Below are 20,664 nucleotides of genomic sequence, written 5' to 3' on the forward strand. Positions count from 1 at the left end.
TTTCCTCGGGCCGGCAGCGGTAGCGATGCACGGCCCATTCTTGTTGATCGAACCGGTAATCGTTATGCGCCGAGCGACTGCTGAACCTTCGTCGCGACATCGGCGGGCACCCACGTCTTCCACATTTCTGGATGCTGCTTGAGAAACTTGAGCGCTTCGGCCTGTGCGTCGACCTTATGCTCGGTCATGTCGAGAATGGTCGCGTTCAGGAAGTCGAGCGGGAAGCTGACCTTCGAGAAGAACGTCATCACGCCCGGTTCGGCCTGATAGAAGGGCGTGGAAACGCCGATCCTCAGGTGCGAAACCAGATACGACGAAGCGCATTGCTGCGCGCTGTTTTCCTCGCGCAAGGTTTTCCAGCATGCCTCGTTGAACGGCGGCATCTTCAGTTGTACGAACTTGTATTTCGCCATCAGCGCGGCAGGTTCCCAGTAGTAGGCGAGGATCGGCTTGCCGCGCTCGTACGCCGACGAAATGGCCGCGTCGAGCGCCGCGCCCGTGCCGGGGCGGAAATTCGTATAGCTGTCGTCGAGCTTGAGCAGTTTCAGGAGGCGCGTGTTGACGCGCTCGCAGTCCCAGCCCGAAGGGCAGTTGAGAAAGCGGCCGCGGTCCGGTTCCTCGTCGTCGGTGAAAAGCGCCTTGTATCTGGGCAGATCGCTCACCGATTGCAGGCCTGGCGCGCTCGGCTTGATGCCGCGTTTCGGATCGCCGTGAATCACGTAGTCGGGCACGTACCAGCCTTCTTTCGTGCCGCCGGGCAGCGTGTCGCCCACCAGCTTCACGGAGCCGGCCTTCACCGCATTGGCGATGATTTCCGAGCGCCCCGTCCATTGCTCGGACCACACTTGCAGGTCGTTGCGCGAGAGCGCGGTTTCGGTGGCGGCGGTGCTGCCGGGCACGACGTCGCTCTGGCAGTTGTAGCCGGTCTTGAGTATGTAGCGCAGCACTTCACCCGTGAAGTTGCCGCTTTCCCACGTCACGCCCGCGAAATGTACGGGCTTGTTCTGGCCGCACCAGGCGCCGGCCGCGTGGGCGGGCGCGGCGGCGAAGATGGGCGCGGCAATGCAGGCCGCGCGCAGCAGCGAAGTCCAGCGTTTCAAAGTCCGGCGTTTCATAGCGTTGTCTCCTTGTTATCAATGTTTTGGTATGCCAGGTAATGGCAGGTAATGCCGGCTCGTGCCCGGCCGCCGACCGGCTTTTATTCGTAGCGGCTGTCGTGCGCTACGGTCGCGGCGAGCACGGCGTCGTCCAGCGCGATGCCGAGCCCCGGCGCGTTGCCGAGTTCGATAAAGCCTTGTGCGTCGATGTCGATGGCGCGCGTGAGCGGGAAGTCGCGGCGCGCGGCGCTCCACTCGGGCGGGTCGTACGGATACTCCACGAAGGGCGCGTTGCCCGCGCCCGCCACCACGTGCAGATTGGCCGCGAGACCGATGCCGTTGCCCCACGTGTGCGGCGTGAACACCTTGCCGTGCGCTTCGATCTGCGCGGCCAGCCTGCGCGCGCCTTCCATGCCGAGCGAGCACACCACGTCGGGCTGATACACGTCGAGGCAGTCGTGCGCGAGCAGTGCCGCGAATTCGTGCGCGTCGCGCGTCATCTCGCCGCCCGCGATGCGCGTGCCGGTGCGCCGGCGCAACTGCGCGTGACCGGCGTAGTCGCCGCGATGCAGCGGTTCCTCGACCCAATAGACGCGGTAACGCTCCACTTCGCGAATCACGGCGAGCGCCTGTTCCATGTGCCACGGCGCCTGCGTGTCCCACGGCATGCGCCAGCCCTGGTTGCAGTCCACCATCAGTTCGACGGCGTCGCCGGCCGCTTCGCGCACGGCGGCGAGCGCCGCGAGATCGTCGGCGAGACTCGCGCGGCCGAAACGCACCTTGAGCGCCGGAAAACCGCGCGCGACGCAGTGCTCCGCCCAGCGCGCCATGCCCTCCAGCGAGCGATGCACGCCCGACGACGCATACGCGCGCACGCGGCTCGAACGGCCGCCCGCCATCTGCCAGCACGGCTCGCCGCGAATCTTGCCCGCGAGATCCCAGAGCGCGACGTCGAGCGGCCAGGGCCGGCCCGCGTGGAAGTTGAGGTTGTCCAGCACGGCCGAATGACGTTCGAGGTCGAGCGGATCGGTGCCAATGAAGAGGTCGCGATAATCGTCGAAGCCGTACATGGCGTCGCCGGAACCGATGCCGACGCGGCCTTCGCTGTCTTCGACGCGGACGATGGTGGCGGGAAACGCGCGGCGCGGACGGCTGTCCCACGACGCCGGAAACGGCGGATCGAGCGGGAGCCGGTGCTGGCTCACGGTGATGCTGACGATGCGGTTCGTTGTCATGGTCTCGTTGCGCGGCCGGCATCCTGAAGCGCTTGCGGCGGCGTTTGTCTCCTTCACCCGTTCGGGCGATACGGCATCCTAGTGGGGCAATTAACGCCACTCAATGAAGTCAATTGAAGTAAATGACGGCCTTCATTTCGCCGGATTGGGCGCGATAATGACGTCGCCTTGCGTCACGCCAGCGAGGCGCTTTCCGCCTTGTCGAACACCCGGGAAAACACCATGAACGGCTGGTTGCCCACGCTGTCACGCAGCAGCGATCCGAAATACCGCGCCATCGCGGACGCTTACGCGCAGGCCATCAACGGCGGCCAGATGTTACCCGGCGAGAAGCTGCCCGCGCATCGTTTGCTGGCGCGCAAGCTCAACGTGACGACGGGAACCGTGAGCCGCGCCTATGGCGAACTGGAGCGTTGCGGGATGGTCGTCGCGCGCGTGGGGGACGGCACGTATGTGGCCGAGCCCGACGCCGACGGCACGCGCCTGCCGCGTCTCGCGCGCCCCGAGCCCGAGCGCGCCGCGAGCTTGCCCGCCGCTTCGCCGGGCGCGAGCGCGCTTGCCGCGATGCGTCACGTTGACCTCGGTCAAAATGTGCCGATGCCGACCGACGAAGCCGCGCTGCTCGCTCAAACGTTGCGCAACCTTTCCGCCGACGAACGTCTCGCGGGCGAACTGCTGCTCTATCAGCCGGAAGGCGGACGCCGCTCGCATCGCGAGGCGGGCGCGCGCTGGCTCGCGCGCATGGGTTGCGCCGTGCCGGCCGAGCGCGTGCTCGTCACGCAAGGCGCGCAGCACGGGCTTGCGTGCGTGCTGCGCGCGGTGCTGCGTCCCGGCGACACGATTTTTGCCGAGGCGCTCAGCTATCCCGGCATCGTCGCGCTCGCGCGGCAACTGCGGCTCAATCTCGTCGGCGTGGAAATCGACGACGAAGGCATCGTGCCCGCCGCGCTCGAGCGTGCGTGCGACGTGCTCGCGCCGCGCGCGCTCTTTTGCGTGCCGACGCTGCACAACCCGACCACGGCGACGCTTTCCGAAGCGCGCCGCGCCGCTGTCGCCGAGATCGCGGTGCGCCACAACCTCGTGGTGATCGAGGACCTCGTGCCCGCCGCGCTGCTCGGTGCGCCGCCCGCGCCGCTCGCGGCGCGCCTGCCGGAGCACGGCATCGTCATCAGCAGCTTGTCGAAGGCGGTCGCGCCGGGATTGCGCATCGGCTACGTGCAGGCGCCGCAGGATTGGGTCGGCAAGATTCTCGCGGTGATCCGCAGCGATTGCTGGATGACCTCGCCGCTGGCCGCGGAGATCGCGGCGCGCTGGATCGTCGACGGCGAAATCGACCGGCTGATCGAGCAGCAGCGCGCGCAGGTGCGCGTGCGTCAGGCGATTGCCGCCGAGGTGCTCGCGGGCTGGATGTATCGCACGGACCCGGCGAGCCCGCATTTGTGGCTGCCGCTCGCGGAGCCTTGGCGCGCGGCCGAGTTTTCGGCGGCGCTGCGGCAGGCGGGCGTGCTGGTGAAAACGGCGGACAGCTTCGTGATCGGGCGCGGTTCGGCGCCGCATGCGGTGCGCTTGAGCCTTGGCGGCGCGCGCACGCACGACGCATTGCGCGAAGGTCTCGAAGTGCTCGCGCGCACCTTGCGCAACGGGCCGGAAGGGTTGTATTCGGCGTGATGCGCGCGCGCCGATGGCCTGCGGTTTTTACGGCAGCGGGCGCGCCTTGATGCTGTTGCCCGCGCGCACGAAATTGCCCGCGCCGAGGTGATGGATCGTGTGCAGGTCGCCGTTGGTTTCGTCGAGTTCCCAATGGCCGTTGCGGAACGCGCGCGGGTCGGCGGCCGCCGCGACCACTTCGGCGAAGCAGGTATCGTAGGCGTCCTCGGTGTGCGGCTCGGCAATCAGGCGGCATTCCATCCACGCCGAGCAGCCGGTTTCGAGCAGCGGCAAGCCGAGTTTCGGCCCGTCCACGGCGGCAATGCCGAAATGCGCGAACTTGTCGGTTTCGCGGCCGCTTACGCTGCCCACGGCGTAGGTAAGGTCGATGGCGGCCACGCCCGGAATGCAGATGCCGAACGTGCCGCTGGCGTTGATGAGGTCGCGCGTGAAGGTGTGCTTGTCGATCACGATGGCGACGCGCGGCGGCGTGAATTCCACCGGCATCGACCACGCGGCGGCCATGATGTTGCGGCGCGCGCCGTCGCGGCTGGTGACGAGCACGGTCGGGCCGTGATTGATGAGGCGGCTGGCGTGTTCGAGCGCCACCGGCGCGAAGGTCGAAAGGTTGGGCATCGTGCGCGGGCTTCGTGGTGAATTCGGAGCGATTGACTTTACAACAGATCGCGCGCGGCCACTGCCGGCGAGCCGGCCCAGTAGAGCGCCAGCGTGCAAAAAACGATTCGTAAGGATGTCGAAAGGACGGCGCGGCGGCCGGGGAAAAACCGCTAAAGGTTCGCGCGGCACCGCCGTTAGTGCAGGCATGAAGACGCTACTTACCCAGACCGACGCCCGCTTCATCCTGTCGCTCGCGCTCGAAATCGCCACCAACCATGCCGCGCAGGCCGGTGTCGATCTCGAGTCCGAAACGGGATCGGCGATTTACGACGACGCGATCGTCTCCACGCTGGCGCAGTTCGCGCCCACCGTCACCATGGACGAGTTTTACGGCCTGCTTTCGCGCCCCGCGGTCCTGCATTGAGACGGCGAGCGAGCGCATTCCGCCGAAGGCGCCCGCTCGTTGCGCGCGCGGTTTTTCCGTCTGCCTCGCGAACGAGAGCAGACGAAAAGGCTTGCGTGCCGAAAAGCACAGGAATGCGAACCAACGTTTGAACCAGCGCTTGAATCAGCGTTCGAGCGAAGCGCCCGGCGGCAACGCCGGCGCGCCCACGGCAACGGTCTTGCGGACCTTCGCCACGTCCTGGGCGCTGACCGGCGCGCCGGCGTTGCCCCAGCTCGCGCGCACGAACGTAGTGACATCGGCGACTTCCTGATCGGAAAGACGCCAGCCGAAGCCCGGCATCGTGAACGTCGAGGGCGCGGCTTTCGTGCCCATGAGCGCGTTGCCCGTGAGCACCACGTGGATCAGCGACGTGGCATGGGCGCCCTGCACGACCGGATTGCCGCCGAGCGCGGGGAAGACGCGCGTGTAGCCGCGTCCGTCGCTGCGGTGGCAGGCCATGCAGTTGTCGCGATAGACGGCCGCGCCGCGCGCGCTCGCGTCGCCGTTTTGCAGCGCTTTCGTCGCGGCGTCGTTGTATGCGTAGGGCGTTTCCTTCGCATCGCTCGCGGGAAGCGTCTTGAGGTAGCGCGCCATTGCGAGCAGATCGGCGTCCGTCATGTACTGCATGCTGTGCTGCACGACGTCGGTCATGCCGCCGAACGCCGCCGTGTGCAAGTTGCGGCCGGTCTTGAGGAACTGCACGATGTCGTCCTCGCTCCATGCGCCGAGACCGGTGCGCGCATTGCCGCGCAGATTCGTGGGCACCCAGCCGTCGATGGCGGCGCCGCCCGCGAGGAAATCGTCGCCTTCGAGGTCGGTGAGCGCGAGTTCCTGCATCGTGCGCGCGCGCGGCGTGTGGCACGCGCCGCAATGGCCCAGTCCCTGCACGAGATACGCACCGCGCGCGACGATCGCATCGTCGTAATGCGCGGCGTCGAATGCCCGCACCTTCGGCGCGAAGATCCAGCGCCAGAACGCCAGCGGCCAGCGCATCGAAAGCGGCCACGGAATGTCCACCGCGCGATTTTCCGCGTGAACGGGCGCGACGCCTTGCATGAAGTACGCGTAGAGCGCTTTCGTGTCGTCGTCGGAAAGGCGCGCGTACGAAGGAAACGGCATTGCGGGACAGAGCGTGTCGCCGTTCGGGCGCACGCCTTGGCGCAGCGCCTTCGCGAAGTCGTCGTAACGCCATGTGCCGATGCCGGTGTTCGCGTCGGGCGTGATGTTGGTCGAGTAGATCGCGCCGATCGGCGTGTCGAACTTCAGCCCGCCTGCAAACGGCTTGCCGCCCGGCGTCGTGTGACACGCGATGCAATCGCCCGCGCGCGCCAGATATTCGCCGTGCGCGACGAGCGCGGCGTTCGCGTTGGGCGCATCGGCGGCGCGGGCCGCTTGCGCCGGAAAAAACGCCGTCGCGATGAGCAGCGATAGCGGCGATGCCAGCGCCGCAAGCGTTGCACGCGCGCGGCGTTGGGAGACGCGCTCGAGAATGCGTCTGAATGTGAGCGCAAATGCGTGCTCAAACGCGCGCCCGGCAGCGCGCGGCGCGAACAAGCGTGTATTCATGCGGCCAGTCACGCGCTCACCAACGGTCCGGGGTTTTTCAGGTACTGGTTGCGAATCGCTTTCGCGGACCAGTAGGCGAGGGCGGCGACGAGGCCGGTCGGGTTGTAGCCGATGCCTTGCGGAAACGCCGACGCGCCCATCACGAACACGTTGTACACATCCCAGCTTTGCAGATACCGGTTGAGGACGCTCGTTTTGGGATCGGTGCCCATCACGGCGCCGCCCACGAGGTGCGTGGTCTGATAGCGGCGCGAATCGAAATGCGCGCCGAACTGCCGCGTATAGACGTTGATGGCCTTCGGGCCCATCGCCTCGGCGATCTTGTGCATCTGGCCCGTCACGTACTGCGCCATCTTGATGTCGTTGTCCTTCCAGTCGAACGTCATGCGCAAAAGCGGCTGGCCGTACGAATCGCGGTACGTGGGATCGAGATCGAGATACACGTCGCGGTACGACATGTTCGAACCGTGCGCGTCCATCGAAATCGTGTGCGCGTAGTGATCCTTCACGGCCTTTTTCCACGCGCTGCCCCAGTTCGGCGTGCCCGGCGGCGTGGCGATGCCGCTGATCGGCTTGACGCCCGCCTGATTCACCCACAACGGCGAGCCGCCCACGAAGCCGAGCGGACCGTGATCGAAATTGTCGGCGTTGAAGTCGTCCACGGCCACGCCGTTGCCGCCCGCGCCGACGAACGGATTCGTCCACGTGTCCTTGTCGAAGAACGCCGTGATCGTCGAAAGGTTCTGATACGCGAAGTTGCGCCCGACCACGCCTTCGCCGGAGATCGGGTCGTACGGTTTGCCGATGCCGGAAAGCAGCAGCAAATGCACGTTGTGATACTGGAACGCGGCGACGATCACGAGATCGGCGGGCTGGAACACTTCCTGGCCGGCCGGATCGACATAAGTGACGCCCGTGGCGCGCTGTTTCGTGTCGTCGAGTTCGACGCGCAGCACATGGCATTTCGACCGCAATTCGAAGTGCTTTTCCTGCTTGAGCGCGGGCAGGATGTTGAGGTTCGGCGATGCCTTCGAATACATGTAGCACGCGTAGCCGCTGCAATAGCCGCAGAAGTTGCACGGCCCCATCTGCGCGCCGTATGGATTCGTGTACGGCCCCGACGTGTTCGCCGAAGGCAGCCGGTACGGATGCAGCCCGAGCGATTTGGCCGCGTCGAAAAAGCGCTGCGCCGAATACGTGTTCAATTGCGCGGGCAGCGGGAAATTGTCGCTGCGCGGCGCTTCGAACACGTTGCCGTCGCCCACCACGTTGCCGTTCACCTTGTACGCCTGGCCCGAGGTGCCGAACACTTTTTCCGCGAAGTCGAAGTGCGGTTCCAGTTCGTCGTAGCTCACGCCGTAGTCCTGGATCGTCATGCCTTCGGGAATGAACTTCCTGCCGTAGCGTTCCTCGTAATGACTCTTCAGGCGCAGTTCTTCGGGCGCGATGCGAAAATGCACGCCCGACCAGTGCAGGCCCGCGCCGCCCACGCCTTCGCCGGGCAGGAACGCGGCAAGCTGGCGGTAGGGCAGCGCCGTGTCGTTCACGCCGTGGCGGATCGAAACGGTGGTTTTCGAAAGATCGAGGAACAGTTTTTTGCGGATGTTGTAGGTGAGTTCGTCGATGGTGTTCGGATACGCGCCGTCGGGGTAAGTGTCGCGATACTCGCCGCGTTCGAGCGCGACCACGCTGAGGCCCGCTTCGGTCAGTTCCTTCGAGAGAATCGCGCCGGTCCAGCCGAAGCCCACGACCACGGCGTCCACATGCGGTTTCCGGGTCGCCATTACGTGCGCTCCCCGTCGATCGACACGGGACCGTAGGGATACGCCTTGCCGTTCTGGTTCACGAAGTCCATGAAATCGGCGCGCGCGCCCGGAAAGCCGATCATTTGCCACGCCGCCATGTTGCGGTTGCCGCCGTGGATCGGATCGCAGAAATAACCTTCGCGCGTGTTCTGCAACAACTGGCCGAAGAACACCGAGGCGGGCACGCCGTCGAGTTCGACCTTGCCGGCTTCGAGCGCGGCCAGCACGGTGTCGCGCGTGGCGGCGTCGAGCGCGTCGAAGCGCTTGCCGTACGCCTTCGTGCAGTACGCGTTCACGGCGGCGATACCGAGCCGGTAAATGTCGCGCGGCACCAGCTTCAATTGATAGCCGAGTTCCGGCACGCCCGCCTGAAACGGCCCTTGCAGATACCAGAGCGCGCCGTGCGCGTAGGGCGTGTCCATTTGACGGTCGATGAATTCGGGCACGCCCGCCTCCAGCGCGCCGGGGCCTTCGGCGTCGGCGGGAATCAGGCGGTCGGCGGCGGCTTCGACGAAGGCCCATTCCTGGGCGTCGAAGAAGCGCGGTTTGTAGGCGGCTCGCTGCGCGGCGGGGCCGGCGGCAGACGCGCCGCCCGGCTCGGCGGGCGCGCCGGCAGCCGGTTTCGCGCCGCCTTCGCAGCCGGCCAGCGCGCTGGCCGGCACCAGCGCCGCCGCCGTGCGCAGGAAGCCGCGCCGGGTCGTGAGTGGGGAATCGGACATGGTTGGATTCTGTATGAGTTCGCAGTGGCGTGATTCGGCCGTGGCCGCTTGCGACGATTTCCGGCCGCGCCGTTCGCCATTTCCGCTTCGCGCCGGGCGAGGAACTCGCGATGTTCGCTCGCGTAGCGGCAATGGAAACTATGGGAAATGGAACCGGTTCCAATGACCGGCGATTCTACCGTATTCCGTCAGGACGCTTGCGGCGAACCCGCAGGAGCGGACGGCGTGTCCCGTCATTCCGGCGCGCTCCGAACAAACCCTAACAAATGCAACAAGTTGTTTGACAACTGTGAAGGGCCGGTGCTACTGTCGCGATATTGACAACCCTCTATCCAGCACGAGGCTCCATGAACGTGTCCCCGATTGTCGAGAGCGAATTTGCCTCGACCGTGATGGCGGTGCCGCCGCTCGCCCGCCGCGCCGATCTCTCGCTCGACGTCGAACAAAACCGCAAGCTGATCCGCCATATGGAAGCGGGCGGCCTGCGCACGCTGCTGTACGGCGGCAACGCGAATTTGTATCACGTCGCCGCGAGCGAATATCGCGAGTTGCTTGACATGCTCGCCGACCTGACCGCGCCGCAAACGCGCGTGATCCCGGCCATCGGCCCGGACTACGGCAAGATGCTCGACCAGGCGCGCGTTCTCTCGCAAACGCAATACAAGACGGCGATGGTGCTGCCGCTCGCCGGCTTCACCACGCCGGCCGGCGTGGAAGCGGGCCTCACGCGTATTTCCGATACGGCGGGCATTCCGCTCACGCTCTATATCAAGAGCGAGGATTACGTCGATGTCGATACGCTCGTGCGCCTCGTCGAGCGCGGCACGCTCATCGCCATCAAGTACGCGATCGTGCGCCAGGACCCGGCGAACGATCCGTATCTGCGCGGCTTGCTGCAACGCGTGCCCGCATCGAAGATCGTCTCGGGCATGGGCGAGCGTCCGGCGCTCGTTCACGTGCGCGATTTCGGCCTGGCGGCGTGGACCACGGGTTCGGGCTGTATCGCCGCGAACGCCGTCATGGCGCTCCTGAAAGCCGCGAAGGAAGGCCGCGCGGAAGAAGCGCAACAGCTTTACGACGCATTCATGCCGCTCGAAACGCTGCGCGACGACATTTCGCTGATTCGCGTGCTGCACGACGCCGTCACGCTTTCCGGCATCGCCGACATGGGCCCGATCCTGCCGCTGCTCTCGCAGTCGCCGGCCGAAGCGCTGCCCGCCATCGGCGAGGCGGCCAAGGCGCTGCTCGCGTTCGAGCAGAAGCGCCTCGTCACCTCGTCCGCCGCGCACGCGTAAGCTGTCGGTTCATGCAACGGAACGGATGAACGGAGCGAACATGCAGATTACCGGAGCCATGCTCATTGGCGCCCAGGCGGTACGCGGCGAGGCGGGCGAGATGCGCGCCTTCGCGCCCGCGCTGGGCGAAGAGATCGAACCCGCGTTCGGCCTGGGCGGCAAGGCCGAAGTCGCGCGCGCCTGCGAACTCGCGGGCCGGGCGTTCGACGCTTTCCGCGCGGCGCCTTTCGAGAAGCGCGCGCGTTTGCTCGAAGCCATTGCCGACCGTATCGCCGGGATCGGCGACGCGCTGATCGAGCGCGCGCATCTCGAATCGGCGTTGCCCAAGGCGCGTCTCGAAGGCGAACGCGGCCGCACGGTCGGCCAGTTGCGTCTGTTCGCGTCGCTGGTGCGCGAAGGCCGCTGGTGCGGCGCGGTGCTCGATTCGGCGCTGCCCGACCGCAAGCCGCTGCCGCGCCCGGACCTGCGCGCGCAGCGCATTCCGCTCGGCCCGGTGGCCGTGTTCGGCGCGAGCAACTTCCCGCTCGCGTTTTCGGTGGCGGGCGGCGACACGGCTTCGGCGCTCGCGGCCGGCTGCCCGGTCGTCGTGAAGGCGCACCTCGCGCATCCGGGCACCTCGGAACTCGTCGGCCGCGCGATCCAGCAAGCGGTGGCGGACGTCGGGCTGCCCGAAGGCGTGTTCTCGCTCGTGTTCGGCGGCGGCAACGAGGCGGGCGAAACGCTCGTCGCGCATCCGGCCATCAAGGCGGTGGGTTTCACGGGCTCGCGCCGTGGCGGCCTCGCGCTCGCGAATATCGCCGCGAATCGCCCCGAGCCCATTCCCGTCTACGCGGAAATGAGCAGCGTCAACCCGATGTTCGTGTTGCCGGCCGCGCTGGCCGCGCGCACGGAGGCGCTCGCGCAGGGTTTCGTCGATTCGCTCACGTTGGGCGTCGGCCAGTTCTGCACGAACCCGGGCCTCGTGCTCGCCATCGACGGCCCCGACCTCGACCGTTTCGTCAAGACGGCCAGCGCGGCGCTCACGCAAAAACCCTCGCAGCCGATGCTCACGGCGGGCATTGCCGCGGCCTACGGCGAAGGCGTGGCCGCGCGCGAAAAGCTGGCGGGCGTGGAAGTGGTGGCCGAGGGCGCGAAAACCGAGGCGCATTGCAATGCGCTGCCCGTGCTGTTCAAGACGAGCGCCGGGCAATTCCTCGCTCAGCACGCGTTGTCGGACGAAATCTTCGGGCCGACTTCGGTCGTGATCGCCTGCCGCGACGAAGCCGAACTCGCGCGCGTGGCCGAACATCTCGAAGGTCAGCTCACGGCCACGCTGCACATCGACCAAGGCGATCATGCGATGGCCGCGCGCCTCTTGCCCACGCTCGAACGCAAGGCCGGCCGCATTCTCGCGAACGGTTTCCCGACCGGCGTCGAAGTGTCGTACGCGATGGTGCATGGCGGTCCGTTCCCGGCCACCTCCGATTCGCGCACGACTTCGGTGGGCGCGATGGCGATCGAGCGTTTCCTGCGCCCGGTCTGCTACCAGGATCTGCCGGCGGAATTGCTGCCCGCCGCGCTGAAAGACGAGAACCCGCTCGCGCTGTGGCGCCTGCGCGACGGCGAACTCGTGCGCGGGTAATCCCCGCACCGGCAGCCGCTGACGGAACGGAAAGCAGGAAGGCAAGCGCCCGTCGATCTCTCGCGGGCGCTTGCTTCGGCAAGGAATCGACAAAGCGCTCACGACGCACCCACGGGCGCTTGCAAATCGCCTGACGTTGCTTGACAACTTGACGTGTGGTTCGGCATCCTGTGTCCGGCTCAGTCCATAACACTCAGTCCATAACAAATAACGGGCCGCGTGGAACACATTCCATAAACAGAGAAAGTGAGGAGATGCGATGTTCGATGGACGCCTGAAGGCCAGCGTGCTGGCCGCATGTGTGGCGGCTGCAACGGCGCTCGGCATGAGCGCGGCGAAGGCCGATCCCGTTTCCCTGAACATAGTCGACGTGGCGGGCAATCTTCAGCTCACGCAAAAGGCCTTCGAAGCCTTCAAGGCGAAGTATCCGAATCTCGTCTCCAATATCACTTACACCAACGCGCCCGCGCCGCAGTTGCCTGGCAAGATCAAGGCGATGCAGGCCGCCGGCCGCGCCGACATCGACCTCGTGCTCACGGGCACCGACGCACTCGCCGCCGGCATCCAGCAAAACCTCTGGACAAAGCTGCTGCCCGACCAGGCGGCGGCGTTTCCGGGCGTGCTCGACAAATACGCGCCGGGTCCGCGCAAGATGCAGGATCTCGCGCAGGGCTACGGGCTGGAAGTGTCGTACATGCCCGCCGGGCCGCTGATCGAATACAACCCCGCGAAGGTCGCCAAGCCGCCGCACACGCCGCAGGAATTGCTTGCGTGGTGCAAGGCGAACCCCGGCAAGCTGATCTACGCGCGCCCCGCGAACTCGGGTCCGGGCCGCACGTTTCTGATGGGCCTGCCGTATTTGCTCGGCGATAAAAATCCGCAAGATCCCGTGAACGGCTGGGACAAGACCTGGGCGTTCCTCAAGGAACTGAACGCGTGCGTGCCGTATTACCCCGGCGGCACGTCGGCGGTGATGAAGGAGCTGGGCGAAGGCACGCGCGACATGACCGTGACCGTTACCGGCTGGGACATCAACCCGCGCGCGCTCGGCATCGTGCCCGCGGGATTCAAGGTGCAGGCGTTCGACAACATGACGTGGGTGAACGACGCGCATTACATGGTCGTGCCCAAGGGCGTCTCGAAGGAAAAGCTCGCGGTGCTGGAAAAGCTCATGAACTTCATGCTGGAGCCGCAGCAACAGGCCATGACCTACGACGACGGCTACTTTTATCCGGGTCCGGCCGTGAGCGGCGTGACGCTGCAAATGGCGCCGAAGGCCAGCCAGGACGTGATCGCGAAATACGGCCGCCCCGAGTACGCGAAATGGCTCTCGGCTTATCCGCATGTGCAGCCGCTTTCGGCGCAGGCGATGGTCGCGGCGTTTCAGAAATGGGATCGCGAAGTCGGCGCGCAGAAGTCGCAATGAGGTCGAGCGATGCAACGTTAGCCGAACGGCATGCTTGTTCGCATGCCGTGCGCCATTCATGCTGATGGCTGTTTGAGCGTTGATCTGCGAATCGGGAACCTGTGATGAAGCATTCATTCGATCGTCTGCGACTGGACTCGGTGTGCCGTAGCTTCACGAGCGCGGAGGGCACGCAACTCGCGGCCCTGCGCGGGCTCGACCTCGACATTCGCCGCGGCGAATTCATCGCGCTGCTCGGCCCTTCGGGCTGCGGCAAATCCACGGCGCTCAACTGCATCGCCGGCTTGCAGCCGCTCACGAGCGGCAACATCTGGCTCGACGATTCGCGCATCGACGTGCTGCCGCCCGAAAAGCGCGGCTTCGGCATGGTGTTTCAGAACTACGCGCTGTTCCCGCACATGAACGTGCTGGAAAACGTCGGCTTCGGCCTGAAGATGCAGGGCATGCCGCGCCACGAGGCGAGGCGCCGCGCGCGCGAGGCGCTGCAACTGGTGCAACTCGTCGGGCACGAAAGCAAGCTGCCGGGCCAGCTCTCGGGCGGCCAGCAGCAGCGCGTGGCCATCGCACGCGCCATCGTCATCGAGCCGCCGCTCGTGCTGATGGACGAACCGCTTTCGAATCTGGACACGAAGCTGCGCATCGAAATGCGCGCCGAAATTCGCCGCATTCACGGGCAGTTGGAGCGCGCCACGATCTACGTCACGCACGATCAGGACGAAGCGCTTTCCATGGCCGACCGCATCGTGGTGATGAAAGAAGGCGCGGTGCAGCAAGTGGCCACGCCCAAGGAAGTGTATAGCCGCCCGTCCAATCTGCACGTTGCGCGCTTCATGGGGTATCGCAACGTGCTGCCGTTTTCGATCACGGGCGAGCAGGGCGATTACGTCGCGATGTCGGCGTCGGGCATCACGCTCACGGGCGTGCCGATGGGCGAGGCCGTGCGCAACGGCGGCAACGCCATTGCGGTGGCCATGCGCCCCGAAGATTTCGAGCGCGCTCAGTCCGGCGATGCCAATTCGTTCGACGTGGAAGTGGAGCAGGTCGAATACGGCGGCCGCGATTCGCTGCTGCTCGCGAATGCGCCGTTCGGCAAGCTGTGGGCGCGCGTGGCCGGCGAGTTCGAGGCCGGCGAGCGCACCACGCTGCGCGTCGCGCCTTCGCGCGTGCTGGCCTATGGGGAAAGCGCGGCGGAGTCGGCATCATGAGCGCAATCGCCGCCACGCTCAAGGCGCCGCGCGACGCGCGCGGCTGGCTGGTCACGCCCGCGCTCGGCTTTATCGTCGCGCTGTTTCTCTATCCGTTCGCCTACGGTCTCGTGCTCTCGTTCAAGCCGATGAACGGCGGCGGCGCGCTCGCGAACTACATTCAGTTCTTCACCGATCTCTCGCTGTGGCCGACGGTGTTCGTCACGCTCAAGCTGGCGGTGCCCGCGACCGTCATCAACGTGGGGCTTTCGCTGCCGGTGGCGTTTGCGTTGCGCCGCAAGTCGCCGTACCAAAAACTCGTGACCACGCTTCTGGTGATTCCCGTCACGCTCGGCACGGTGCTGATCGCCGACGGCATGCTGAGCTATTTCGGCCCCAACGGCTGGTTCCCGCAGGCGCTGCACGCGCTGCATCTTTACACGAGCGAGGAAATTCGCCTCACGCACAACTACTGGGGCGTGTTGATTTCCCTGATCGTTTCGGGTTTTCCGTTCGCGTTCTTGCTGGTGCTGTCGTATGTCACCGGCATCGACCCCACGCTCGCGCGCGCGGCGGCCACGCTCGGCGCGGGGCCGTGGCAGCAGTTCCGGCAAATCTATCTGCCCTTGCTCGCGCCCGGTCTCACAATGGCCGCGTGCCTCTCGTTCGTGCAGGCGTATTCGGTATTTCCCTCGGCCGTGCTGCTCGGCGCGCCCGCCGGTCCCACGCGCGTGATCTCGATCGCGGCTTCGGAAGCGGCGTTCGAGAGCTACGACTATGCGCTCGCTTCGACCATCGCCATCGTCATGGGCTTCGTGCAACTGGTCGTCGTGGCCGCGATGCTAGGCGCGAAGCGCTTCTTCTACTCGGGCCCGGTGAGCGGAGGGAAAGGCTGATGACCGCGCATCAACGCAATGCGTCCGGGCTTTCGGGCGGTGCGGCCGCGAGCGAAGCGCGTGCGGCGCAAGCGCCGGATGCGAAGCCCGCCGCGCGCGTGGCCGAGCGCATCTGGAAAGCCGTCGTCTGGGGCGGCGTGGTGTTCTTTCTGCTCAACGTGTTGCTGCTGATCGCCACCGTGGGCGTGAATTCCATCGCCACGCGCTGGTTCGGCACGCCGCTGCCGCAGGGCTTCACGCTGCACTGGTACGCGCAGGCGTGGCGCGACTTCCAGCTTGGCAGCGTGTTGTGGGTGACGTTCGAGGTGGTGGGCGCGGTCGTGCTGCTGTCCATCGTGCTCGGCGTGCCCGCGGCGTATGCGCTCGCGCGCGCGCGGTTCCCCGGCAAGCGCTTCGTCATGCTCGTGTTCCTGCTGCCGCTCATGGTGCCGCCCGTCACCTACGGCATTCCGATGGCGACGGCCATGTATCACTTCGGTCTCGCGGGCACGCTGCCCGGTGTGATTCTCGCGAACCTCGTGCCCGCGCTGCCGTTCGTCATTCTTGTGATGACGCCGTTCATCGAGCAGATCGACCCGAATCTGGAGTCGGCGGCGCGCGTTTTCGGCGCCAATACGCTGCGCTATTTCCGTTACGTGCTGCTGCCGCTTCTCGTGCCGGGAATGCTGGCGGCGGGGCTGCTCGTGCTGGTGCGCACGATCGGCCTGTTCGAACTCACTTTTTTCACCGCTGGACCCGACACGCAAACGCTGGTGGTGGCGTTGTACTACGCCGTCTTTTCGACGGGCGTGCGCGCGCCGCAATCCATCGACGCCATGGCGATGATCTACATGGCGATCACGCTCGCGTGGGTGCTGGTCGCCTTGCAGTTCGTCAGCCCGACACAACTCGTGTCGCGCGTGAAGGAACCGCGTTAGCGCGCGCCGGCGGTCCTGCTAAACATTCGGAAACACCCGGAAACACCTGGAGCAATGCAAGATGAGCAACAAGCGAAAGACCCCCGAGGAACTGCGTAGCCACCGCTGGTACGGCGTGAACGATCTGCGTTCGTTCGGCCATCGCTCGCGCACGGCGCAGATGGGCTACAGCCGCGAGGAATATGCGGGCAAGCCGGTGATCGCGATTCTCAATACGTGGAGCGAGATCAACCCGTGCCACACGCACTTCAAGCAGCGCGTGGAAGAGGTCAAGCGCGGCATCTGGCAAGCGGGCGGTTTCCCGATCGAGCTGCCGGTGCAAACGCTCTCGGAGCCGTTCCAGAAGCCCACGACCATGCTCTATCGCAACTTCCTCGCGATGGAAACGGAAGAAACGCTGCGCTCGTACCCCGCCGACGGCGTGGTGCTGATGGGCGGCTGCGACAAGACCACGCCCGCGCTGCTGCTGGGCGCGATCTCCATGAATCTGCCCACCATCTTCCTGCCCGCCGGCCCGATGCTCAACGGCAACTGGAACGGCGTGACGCTGGGCTCGGGCTCCGACACATGGAAATACTGGGCGGACCTGCGCGCGGGCAAGATCACCGAGGCGGACTGGCAAGGCGTGGAAGGCGGCATCGCGCGCTCGCCGGGCCACTGCATGACGATGGGCACGGCCTCCACCATGACGAGCGCCGCCGAAGCCCTCGGCTTCACGCTGCCCGGCTTCGCGTCGATTCCCGCGCCCGATTCGCGCCACGCGCAGATGTCGGCGAAAACGGGCATGCGTATCGTCGAAATGGTGTGGGAAGACTTGAAGCCCTCGGACATCATCACGCGCAAGTCGGTCGACAACGCCGTGACCACCTGCCTCGCGCTTTCGGGTTCGACCAACGCGATCGTACACATGATCGCCGTCGCGCGCCGTGCGGGCGTCGACCTCACGCTCGCGCAGTACGATGAAATCGCGCGCCGCACGCCGGTGCTCGCGAATGTCCGCCCGACCGGCAAGTACCTCATGGAGGACTTCTATTACGCCGGCGGCTTGCGCGCCATGCTCAAGGAACTCGGCGATCTGATCGACGGCACGCAGATGACCGTGAACGGCAAAACGCTGGGCGAGAACATCGCCGACGCGCAAATCTACAGCGAAGACGTGATCTATCGCCGCGCCAAACCGCTGATGCCCGACACCGGCCTTGCGGTGCTGCGCGGCAATATCGCGCCCGACGGCGCCGTAATCAAGCCGGGCGCGGCGGAAAAGCATCTGCACGTGCATACGGGCAAGGCCGTCGTGTTCAAGGACTATAACGACATGGCCGCGCGCATCGACAGCGAAGACCTCGACTGCGACGAGAACAGCGTGATCGTGCTGCAACATGCGGGTCCGGTGGGGGCGCCCGGCATGCCGGAGTGGGGCCAGTTGCCGATCCCGCAAAAGATTCTCAAGAAGGGCGTGCGCGACATGCTGCGCATTTCCGACGCGCGCATGAGCGGCACGAGCTACGGCGCGTGCGTGCTGCACGTCGCGCCCGAATCGTTTGTCGGCGGCCCGTTCGCGCTCGTGCAGGACGGCGACCTGATCGAACTGAACGTGCCGGAGCGCCGCCTGAACCTGCTGATTTCCGACGAGGAAATGGCGCGCCGCAAGGCCGCGTGGGTTGCGCCGGAACCGCGCTTCACGCGCGGCTATGGCGCGATGTATCAGATGCACGTCATGCAGGCCAATAACGGCTGCGAATTCGATTTCCTCCAGCGTGACGGCGCGAACGGCGCGCAAGCGAAGGAAGGCGAGCCCGAGATTCACTAAGGAGACGGGCTGGCCAGTCGGAACGGCGGGGGCGCTTCAGGGTTGCGCACCCGCCGGTCAGGAGAAACACTGAAACAACCTTCAAACCCGCGGTAACCACAACGATTAAATTAGGAGTACAAATGAAAAAAACGATTATTGCTTCCACGCTTGGACTCGCCGCGCTGGGCGCGCACGCGCAAAGCAGCGTCACGCTTTACGGTATCGTCGATACCGGCATCGGGTATCAAAGCAGCTCGGCGGCGCTCGGCAGCAACTCGGGCGGCCGCTCGGCCGTCAAGATGGTGCAGGGCGTGTGGGCCGGCTCGCGCTTCGGCTTCAAGGGCAGCGAAGACCTGGGCGGCGGCACGCGCGCGATCTTCCAGTTGGAGGAGGGCTACAACTCGGCCAACGGCGCGGAGTCGACCTCGGGTCTCATGTTCAGCCGCGCGGCGTTCGTCGGTATCGCCGACAAAACCTACGGCACGGTCACGGCCGGCCGCCAGTACGCGCCGTACTACACGCTGCTTTCGCCGTATAGCCCCACCACGTGGCTCACGGGCGCCTACGGCGCGCATCCGGGCGACCTCGATTCGATGGACACCATCTATCGCATCAACAACTCCGTCATCTATACCTCGCCGAACATCGCGGGCTTCACCGTGAGCGGCATGTACGCGCTGGGCGGCGTGGCGGGCAGCACGGGCGCGGGCCAGTCGTGGAGCGTCGCGGCCAATTACATCCACGGTCCGGCGGGCATTGCGGTGGGCTTCGAGCGTCTGAACAATTCGACGAGCGGCGGCGGCGCGTGGGGCGCGAATTCCACGGCGTCGAGCAACGGCGAGCCGGGCGTTTCGGGCGTGACCAACGGCTTCCAGACGGCGCAAACGCAGCAGCGTTTCGCGGTCACGGGCGGCTACGCGTTCAATTCGCAGTGGGACGTTTCGGCGTCGTACTCGAACGTGCAATACATTCCGGGTATCGGTTCGAAGTTCTTCAACACGCAAATCTGGAATACGGGCGGCGTCGTGCTGCACTACAAGCCGCTCACCACGCTCGATCTCGCGGCCGGCTACAGCTACACGCGCGCGACCAAGGCGAACGGCGTGCAGAGCGCGGCTTCGTATCAACAGTTCAACCTTTCGCAGTACGTGACGCTTTCGAAGCGCACCGGCCTGTATTTCGTCGAGGCCTATCAGCGCGCGGGCGGTCAAACGCTGGGCACGAACGGCAACATCATCAACGCCACGGCCGATATCGGCGACGGCCAGAACAGCGCGCCTTCGTCTTCGCGCAGCCAGGTGGCCGGCGCGGTGGGCATCGTTCATCGCTTCTGAGTCAGCGCTTGATTCGATGAAGTCGTTCTCCGAGGCAGGATTGGCGGCGTCCGGTTAAACGGGCGCCGCCGTTTTTTTTGCCTGCGCGCGGCGACCGGGCCGTGGCCGCCCCAGGTGAGCGTCGCCAGCCTGCGCTATCATGCAGCCCCGTCAGACGCGAGATGGCAGCGATGTCAGTTTTCACGCCGCGACGCTTCCATTCACCGACCAGCCTTCATCATGCTCGAATCCCAACTTTCCGGCGGCGTGCTGCTTGCCCATTTGCAGGCGCTCGACGCAGCCCAGCTTTGCGGACTCGCGATCGCGCTGGTGCTGGGCGGCATGGTGAAGGGCGTGACGGGCATTGGCGTGCCGCTCGTCGCCATGCCGATCCTCACGCATTTCCTGCCGGTCAAGCAGGCCGTGCTGCTGCTTTCGATGCCGATCATTCTCGGCAACATTCCGCAGGCGCTCGAAGGCGGCGAGTTGTGGAAGACGGTGAAGCACATCGCGGCGCCGCTGATCGGCACGGTAATCGGCAACGTGGTGGGCGTTTCCGTGCTGATCCGGCTGGAGCCGCATCACGCGCAGGCGGCTTCGGGCGTGGCGCTCGTCCTGGCAACCGCGCTGCTGCTCGCGTCGCCGAAGCTCGCGCTCTCGCCCGCGTGGATCAAGCCGGTGGGTTTCGTGCTGGGTTTCGGCGCGGCGTTGATGGAAAGCATCGCCTCAGTGCCGGGGCCGCTGCTCGCGATGTATCTGATCGCGTCGGGCGCGACGGGCCGCGCGTTCACCAAGCAGATCGCGATCATTCTCGTGGTGTCGGTGCTCACGCTCGTCACCACGTTCAGCGGCGGCGCGCACGCGAACGGCGCCGACCTCGCGATTTCCGCCGCGGCGAGCGTGCCCGCCATCATCGGCATGTTGCTGATCCGGCCGTTGCGCGACAAGCTGCATCCGCTCGCGTTTCGCGTCATCGTGCTCGTGTGCGTGGCGGCGGCGGCGGTGCAGATGATCGTGAAGTCGGGCGTGTTGTTCTAGCGATGCCGGCGCAGGTTGCATGCACAAAAAAAAGCGCCCTGAAGGGCGCT

General features: G+C 65.9%; 17 protein-coding genes. 11 read left to right on the top strand and 6 right to left on the bottom strand.

Annotation, left to right across the window (positions count from 1 at the left end):
- Positions 1-62: 62 nt before the first annotated feature.
- Both U5805_RS08860 and U5805_RS08865 read right to left on the bottom strand, forming a co-directional pair.
- Positions 63-1,115 carry an ABC transporter substrate-binding protein gene (locus U5805_RS08860; protein WP_322103090.1) on the bottom strand — a complete coding sequence of 351 codons (1,053 nt, stop codon included), beginning with the start codon at positions 1,113-1,115 and terminating at the stop codon, positions 63-65.
- Positions 1,116-1,198: 83 nt separating this feature from the next.
- On the bottom strand, positions 1,199-2,332 hold the full coding sequence (locus U5805_RS08865; RefSeq protein ID WP_322103091.1) for a mandelate racemase/muconate lactonizing enzyme family protein: 1,134 nt from the start codon (positions 2,330-2,332) through the stop codon (positions 1,199-1,201).
- A 222-nt stretch (positions 2,333-2,554) separates the two neighbouring features.
- On the opposite strand from U5805_RS08865, the gene U5805_RS08870 reads away from it, so the two are divergent.
- On the top strand, positions 2,555-4,000 hold the full coding sequence (locus U5805_RS08870; protein ID WP_322103092.1) for a PLP-dependent aminotransferase family protein: 1,446 nt from the start codon (positions 2,555-2,557) through the stop codon (positions 3,998-4,000).
- Positions 4,001-4,027: 27 nt separating this feature from the next.
- Here the strand turns inward: U5805_RS08870 and U5805_RS08875 are convergent, their stop codons facing one another.
- Positions 4,028-4,615 carry a flavin reductase family protein gene (locus tag U5805_RS08875; protein ID WP_322103093.1) on the bottom strand — a complete coding sequence of 196 codons (588 nt, stop codon included), beginning with the start codon at positions 4,613-4,615 and terminating at the stop codon, positions 4,028-4,030.
- 115 nt (positions 4,616-4,730) lie between these two features.
- On the opposite strand from U5805_RS08875, the gene U5805_RS08880 reads away from it, so the two are divergent.
- The gene (locus tag U5805_RS08880; protein ID WP_322103094.1) at positions 4,731-5,021 is read left to right on the top strand and encodes a hypothetical protein; all 291 of its coding nucleotides are present in this window, start codon (positions 4,731-4,733) and stop codon (positions 5,019-5,021) included.
- 144 nt (positions 5,022-5,165) lie between these two features.
- Here U5805_RS08880 and U5805_RS08885 read toward each other — a convergent pair whose 3' ends face one another.
- From U5805_RS08885 to U5805_RS08895, 3 genes are read right to left on the bottom strand one after another with little or no spacing between them, the layout of a single operon-like run.
- Entirely contained in the window at positions 5,166-6,608 is a 1,443-nt protein-coding gene (locus U5805_RS08885; protein WP_322103095.1) for a cytochrome c, read from the bottom strand.
- 8 nt (positions 6,609-6,616) lie between these two features.
- Positions 6,617-8,392: a GMC family oxidoreductase gene (locus U5805_RS08890; RefSeq protein ID WP_322103096.1), complete on the bottom strand. Its 1,776-nt coding sequence runs from the start codon at positions 8,390-8,392 to the stop codon at positions 6,617-6,619.
- Positions 8,392-9,132, bottom strand: a complete 741-nt coding sequence (locus U5805_RS08895) for a gluconate 2-dehydrogenase subunit 3 family protein (RefSeq protein WP_322103097.1) — start codon at positions 9,130-9,132, stop codon at positions 8,392-8,394. The genes U5805_RS08890 and U5805_RS08895 overlap by 1 nt, the downstream gene beginning before the upstream one ends.
- Before the next feature lie 347 nt (positions 9,133-9,479).
- Between U5805_RS08895 and U5805_RS08900 the strand changes: the two genes are divergently transcribed.
- The 9 genes from U5805_RS08900 to U5805_RS08940 all read left to right on the top strand — a co-directional run bounded on the left by U5805_RS08900 (position 9,480) and on the right by U5805_RS08940 (position 20,614).
- On the top strand, positions 9,480-10,427 hold the full coding sequence (locus tag U5805_RS08900) for a dihydrodipicolinate synthase family protein (RefSeq protein WP_322103098.1): 948 nt from the start codon (positions 9,480-9,482) through the stop codon (positions 10,425-10,427).
- Between the two features lie 40 nt (positions 10,428-10,467).
- Positions 10,468-12,048 (top strand): aldehyde dehydrogenase (NADP(+)), encoded by a 1,581-nt coding sequence (locus U5805_RS08905; protein WP_322103099.1) that lies wholly within the window; start codon positions 10,468-10,470, stop codon positions 12,046-12,048.
- A 325-nt stretch (positions 12,049-12,373) separates the two neighbouring features.
- Positions 12,374-13,474, top strand: coding sequence for an ABC transporter substrate-binding protein (locus tag U5805_RS08910; protein ID WP_322103116.1), 1,101 nt, complete (start codon positions 12,374-12,376; stop codon positions 13,472-13,474).
- A 104-nt stretch (positions 13,475-13,578) separates the two neighbouring features.
- Positions 13,579-14,679 (top strand): ABC transporter ATP-binding protein, encoded by a 1,101-nt coding sequence (locus tag U5805_RS08915; protein ID WP_322103100.1) that lies wholly within the window; start codon positions 13,579-13,581, stop codon positions 14,677-14,679.
- A complete protein-coding gene (locus U5805_RS08920) occupies positions 14,676-15,554 on the top strand; it encodes a sugar ABC transporter permease (RefSeq protein WP_322103101.1) in 879 nt (292 codons plus the stop codon). The genes U5805_RS08915 and U5805_RS08920 overlap by 4 nt, the downstream gene beginning before the upstream one ends.
- Entirely contained in the window at positions 15,554-16,471 is a 918-nt protein-coding gene (locus U5805_RS08925; RefSeq protein WP_322103102.1) for an ABC transporter permease, read from the top strand. The genes U5805_RS08920 and U5805_RS08925 overlap by 1 nt, the downstream gene beginning before the upstream one ends.
- 61 nt (positions 16,472-16,532) lie before the next feature.
- Positions 16,533-18,281 (top strand): L-arabinonate dehydratase, encoded by a 1,749-nt coding sequence (araD, locus tag U5805_RS08930; RefSeq protein ID WP_322103103.1) that lies wholly within the window; start codon positions 16,533-16,535, stop codon positions 18,279-18,281.
- A 122-nt stretch (positions 18,282-18,403) separates the two neighbouring features.
- Positions 18,404-19,597 (top strand): porin, encoded by a 1,194-nt coding sequence (locus U5805_RS08935; protein ID WP_322103104.1) that lies wholly within the window; start codon positions 18,404-18,406, stop codon positions 19,595-19,597.
- 219 nt (positions 19,598-19,816) lie between these two features.
- Positions 19,817-20,614, top strand: a complete 798-nt coding sequence (locus tag U5805_RS08940; RefSeq protein ID WP_322103105.1) for a sulfite exporter TauE/SafE family protein — start codon at positions 19,817-19,819, stop codon at positions 20,612-20,614.
- Positions 20,615-20,664 lie beyond the last annotated feature (50 nt).

The sequence above is a fragment of the Paraburkholderia sp. J41 genome (genome assembly GCF_905220235.1).
Classification (GTDB): domain Bacteria; phylum Pseudomonadota; class Gammaproteobacteria; order Burkholderiales; family Burkholderiaceae; genus Paraburkholderia.

Coding starts and splice junctions, on each gene's coding strand:
- U5805_RS08885 (WP_322103095.1), bottom strand. CDS start 6,608: ATGAATACACGCTTGTTCGCGCCGCGCGCTGCCGGGCGCGCGTTTGAG.
- U5805_RS08890 (WP_322103096.1), bottom strand. CDS start 8,392: ATGGCGACCCGGAAACCGCATGTGGACGCCGTGGTCGTGGGCTTCGGC.
- U5805_RS08865 (WP_322103091.1), bottom strand. CDS start 2,332: ATGACAACGAACCGCATCGTCAGCATCACCGTGAGCCAGCACCGGCTC.
- U5805_RS08940 (WP_322103105.1), top strand. CDS start 19,817: ATGCTCGAATCCCAACTTTCCGGCGGCGTGCTGCTTGCCCATTTGCAG.
- araD (WP_322103103.1), top strand. CDS start 16,533: ATGAGCAACAAGCGAAAGACCCCCGAGGAACTGCGTAGCCACCGCTGG.
- U5805_RS08900 (WP_322103098.1), top strand. CDS start 9,480: ATGAACGTGTCCCCGATTGTCGAGAGCGAATTTGCCTCGACCGTGATG.
- U5805_RS08910 (WP_322103116.1), top strand. CDS start 12,374: ATGAGCGCGGCGAAGGCCGATCCCGTTTCCCTGAACATAGTCGACGTG.
- U5805_RS08915 (WP_322103100.1), top strand. CDS start 13,579: ATGAAGCATTCATTCGATCGTCTGCGACTGGACTCGGTGTGCCGTAGC.
- U5805_RS08905 (WP_322103099.1), top strand. CDS start 10,468: ATGCAGATTACCGGAGCCATGCTCATTGGCGCCCAGGCGGTACGCGGC.
- U5805_RS08925 (WP_322103102.1), top strand. CDS start 15,554: ATGACCGCGCATCAACGCAATGCGTCCGGGCTTTCGGGCGGTGCGGCC.
- U5805_RS08860 (WP_322103090.1), bottom strand. CDS start 1,115: ATGAAACGCCGGACTTTGAAACGCTGGACTTCGCTGCTGCGCGCGGCC.
- U5805_RS08920 (WP_322103101.1), top strand. CDS start 14,676: ATGAGCGCAATCGCCGCCACGCTCAAGGCGCCGCGCGACGCGCGCGGC.
- U5805_RS08880 (WP_322103094.1), top strand. CDS start 4,731: ATGTCGAAAGGACGGCGCGGCGGCCGGGGAAAAACCGCTAAAGGTTCG.
- U5805_RS08895 (WP_322103097.1), bottom strand. CDS start 9,132: ATGTCCGATTCCCCACTCACGACCCGGCGCGGCTTCCTGCGCACGGCG.
- U5805_RS08935 (WP_322103104.1), top strand. CDS start 18,404: ATGAAAAAAACGATTATTGCTTCCACGCTTGGACTCGCCGCGCTGGGC.
- U5805_RS08870 (WP_322103092.1), top strand. CDS start 2,555: ATGAACGGCTGGTTGCCCACGCTGTCACGCAGCAGCGATCCGAAATAC.
- U5805_RS08875 (WP_322103093.1), bottom strand. CDS start 4,615: ATGCCCAACCTTTCGACCTTCGCGCCGGTGGCGCTCGAACACGCCAGC.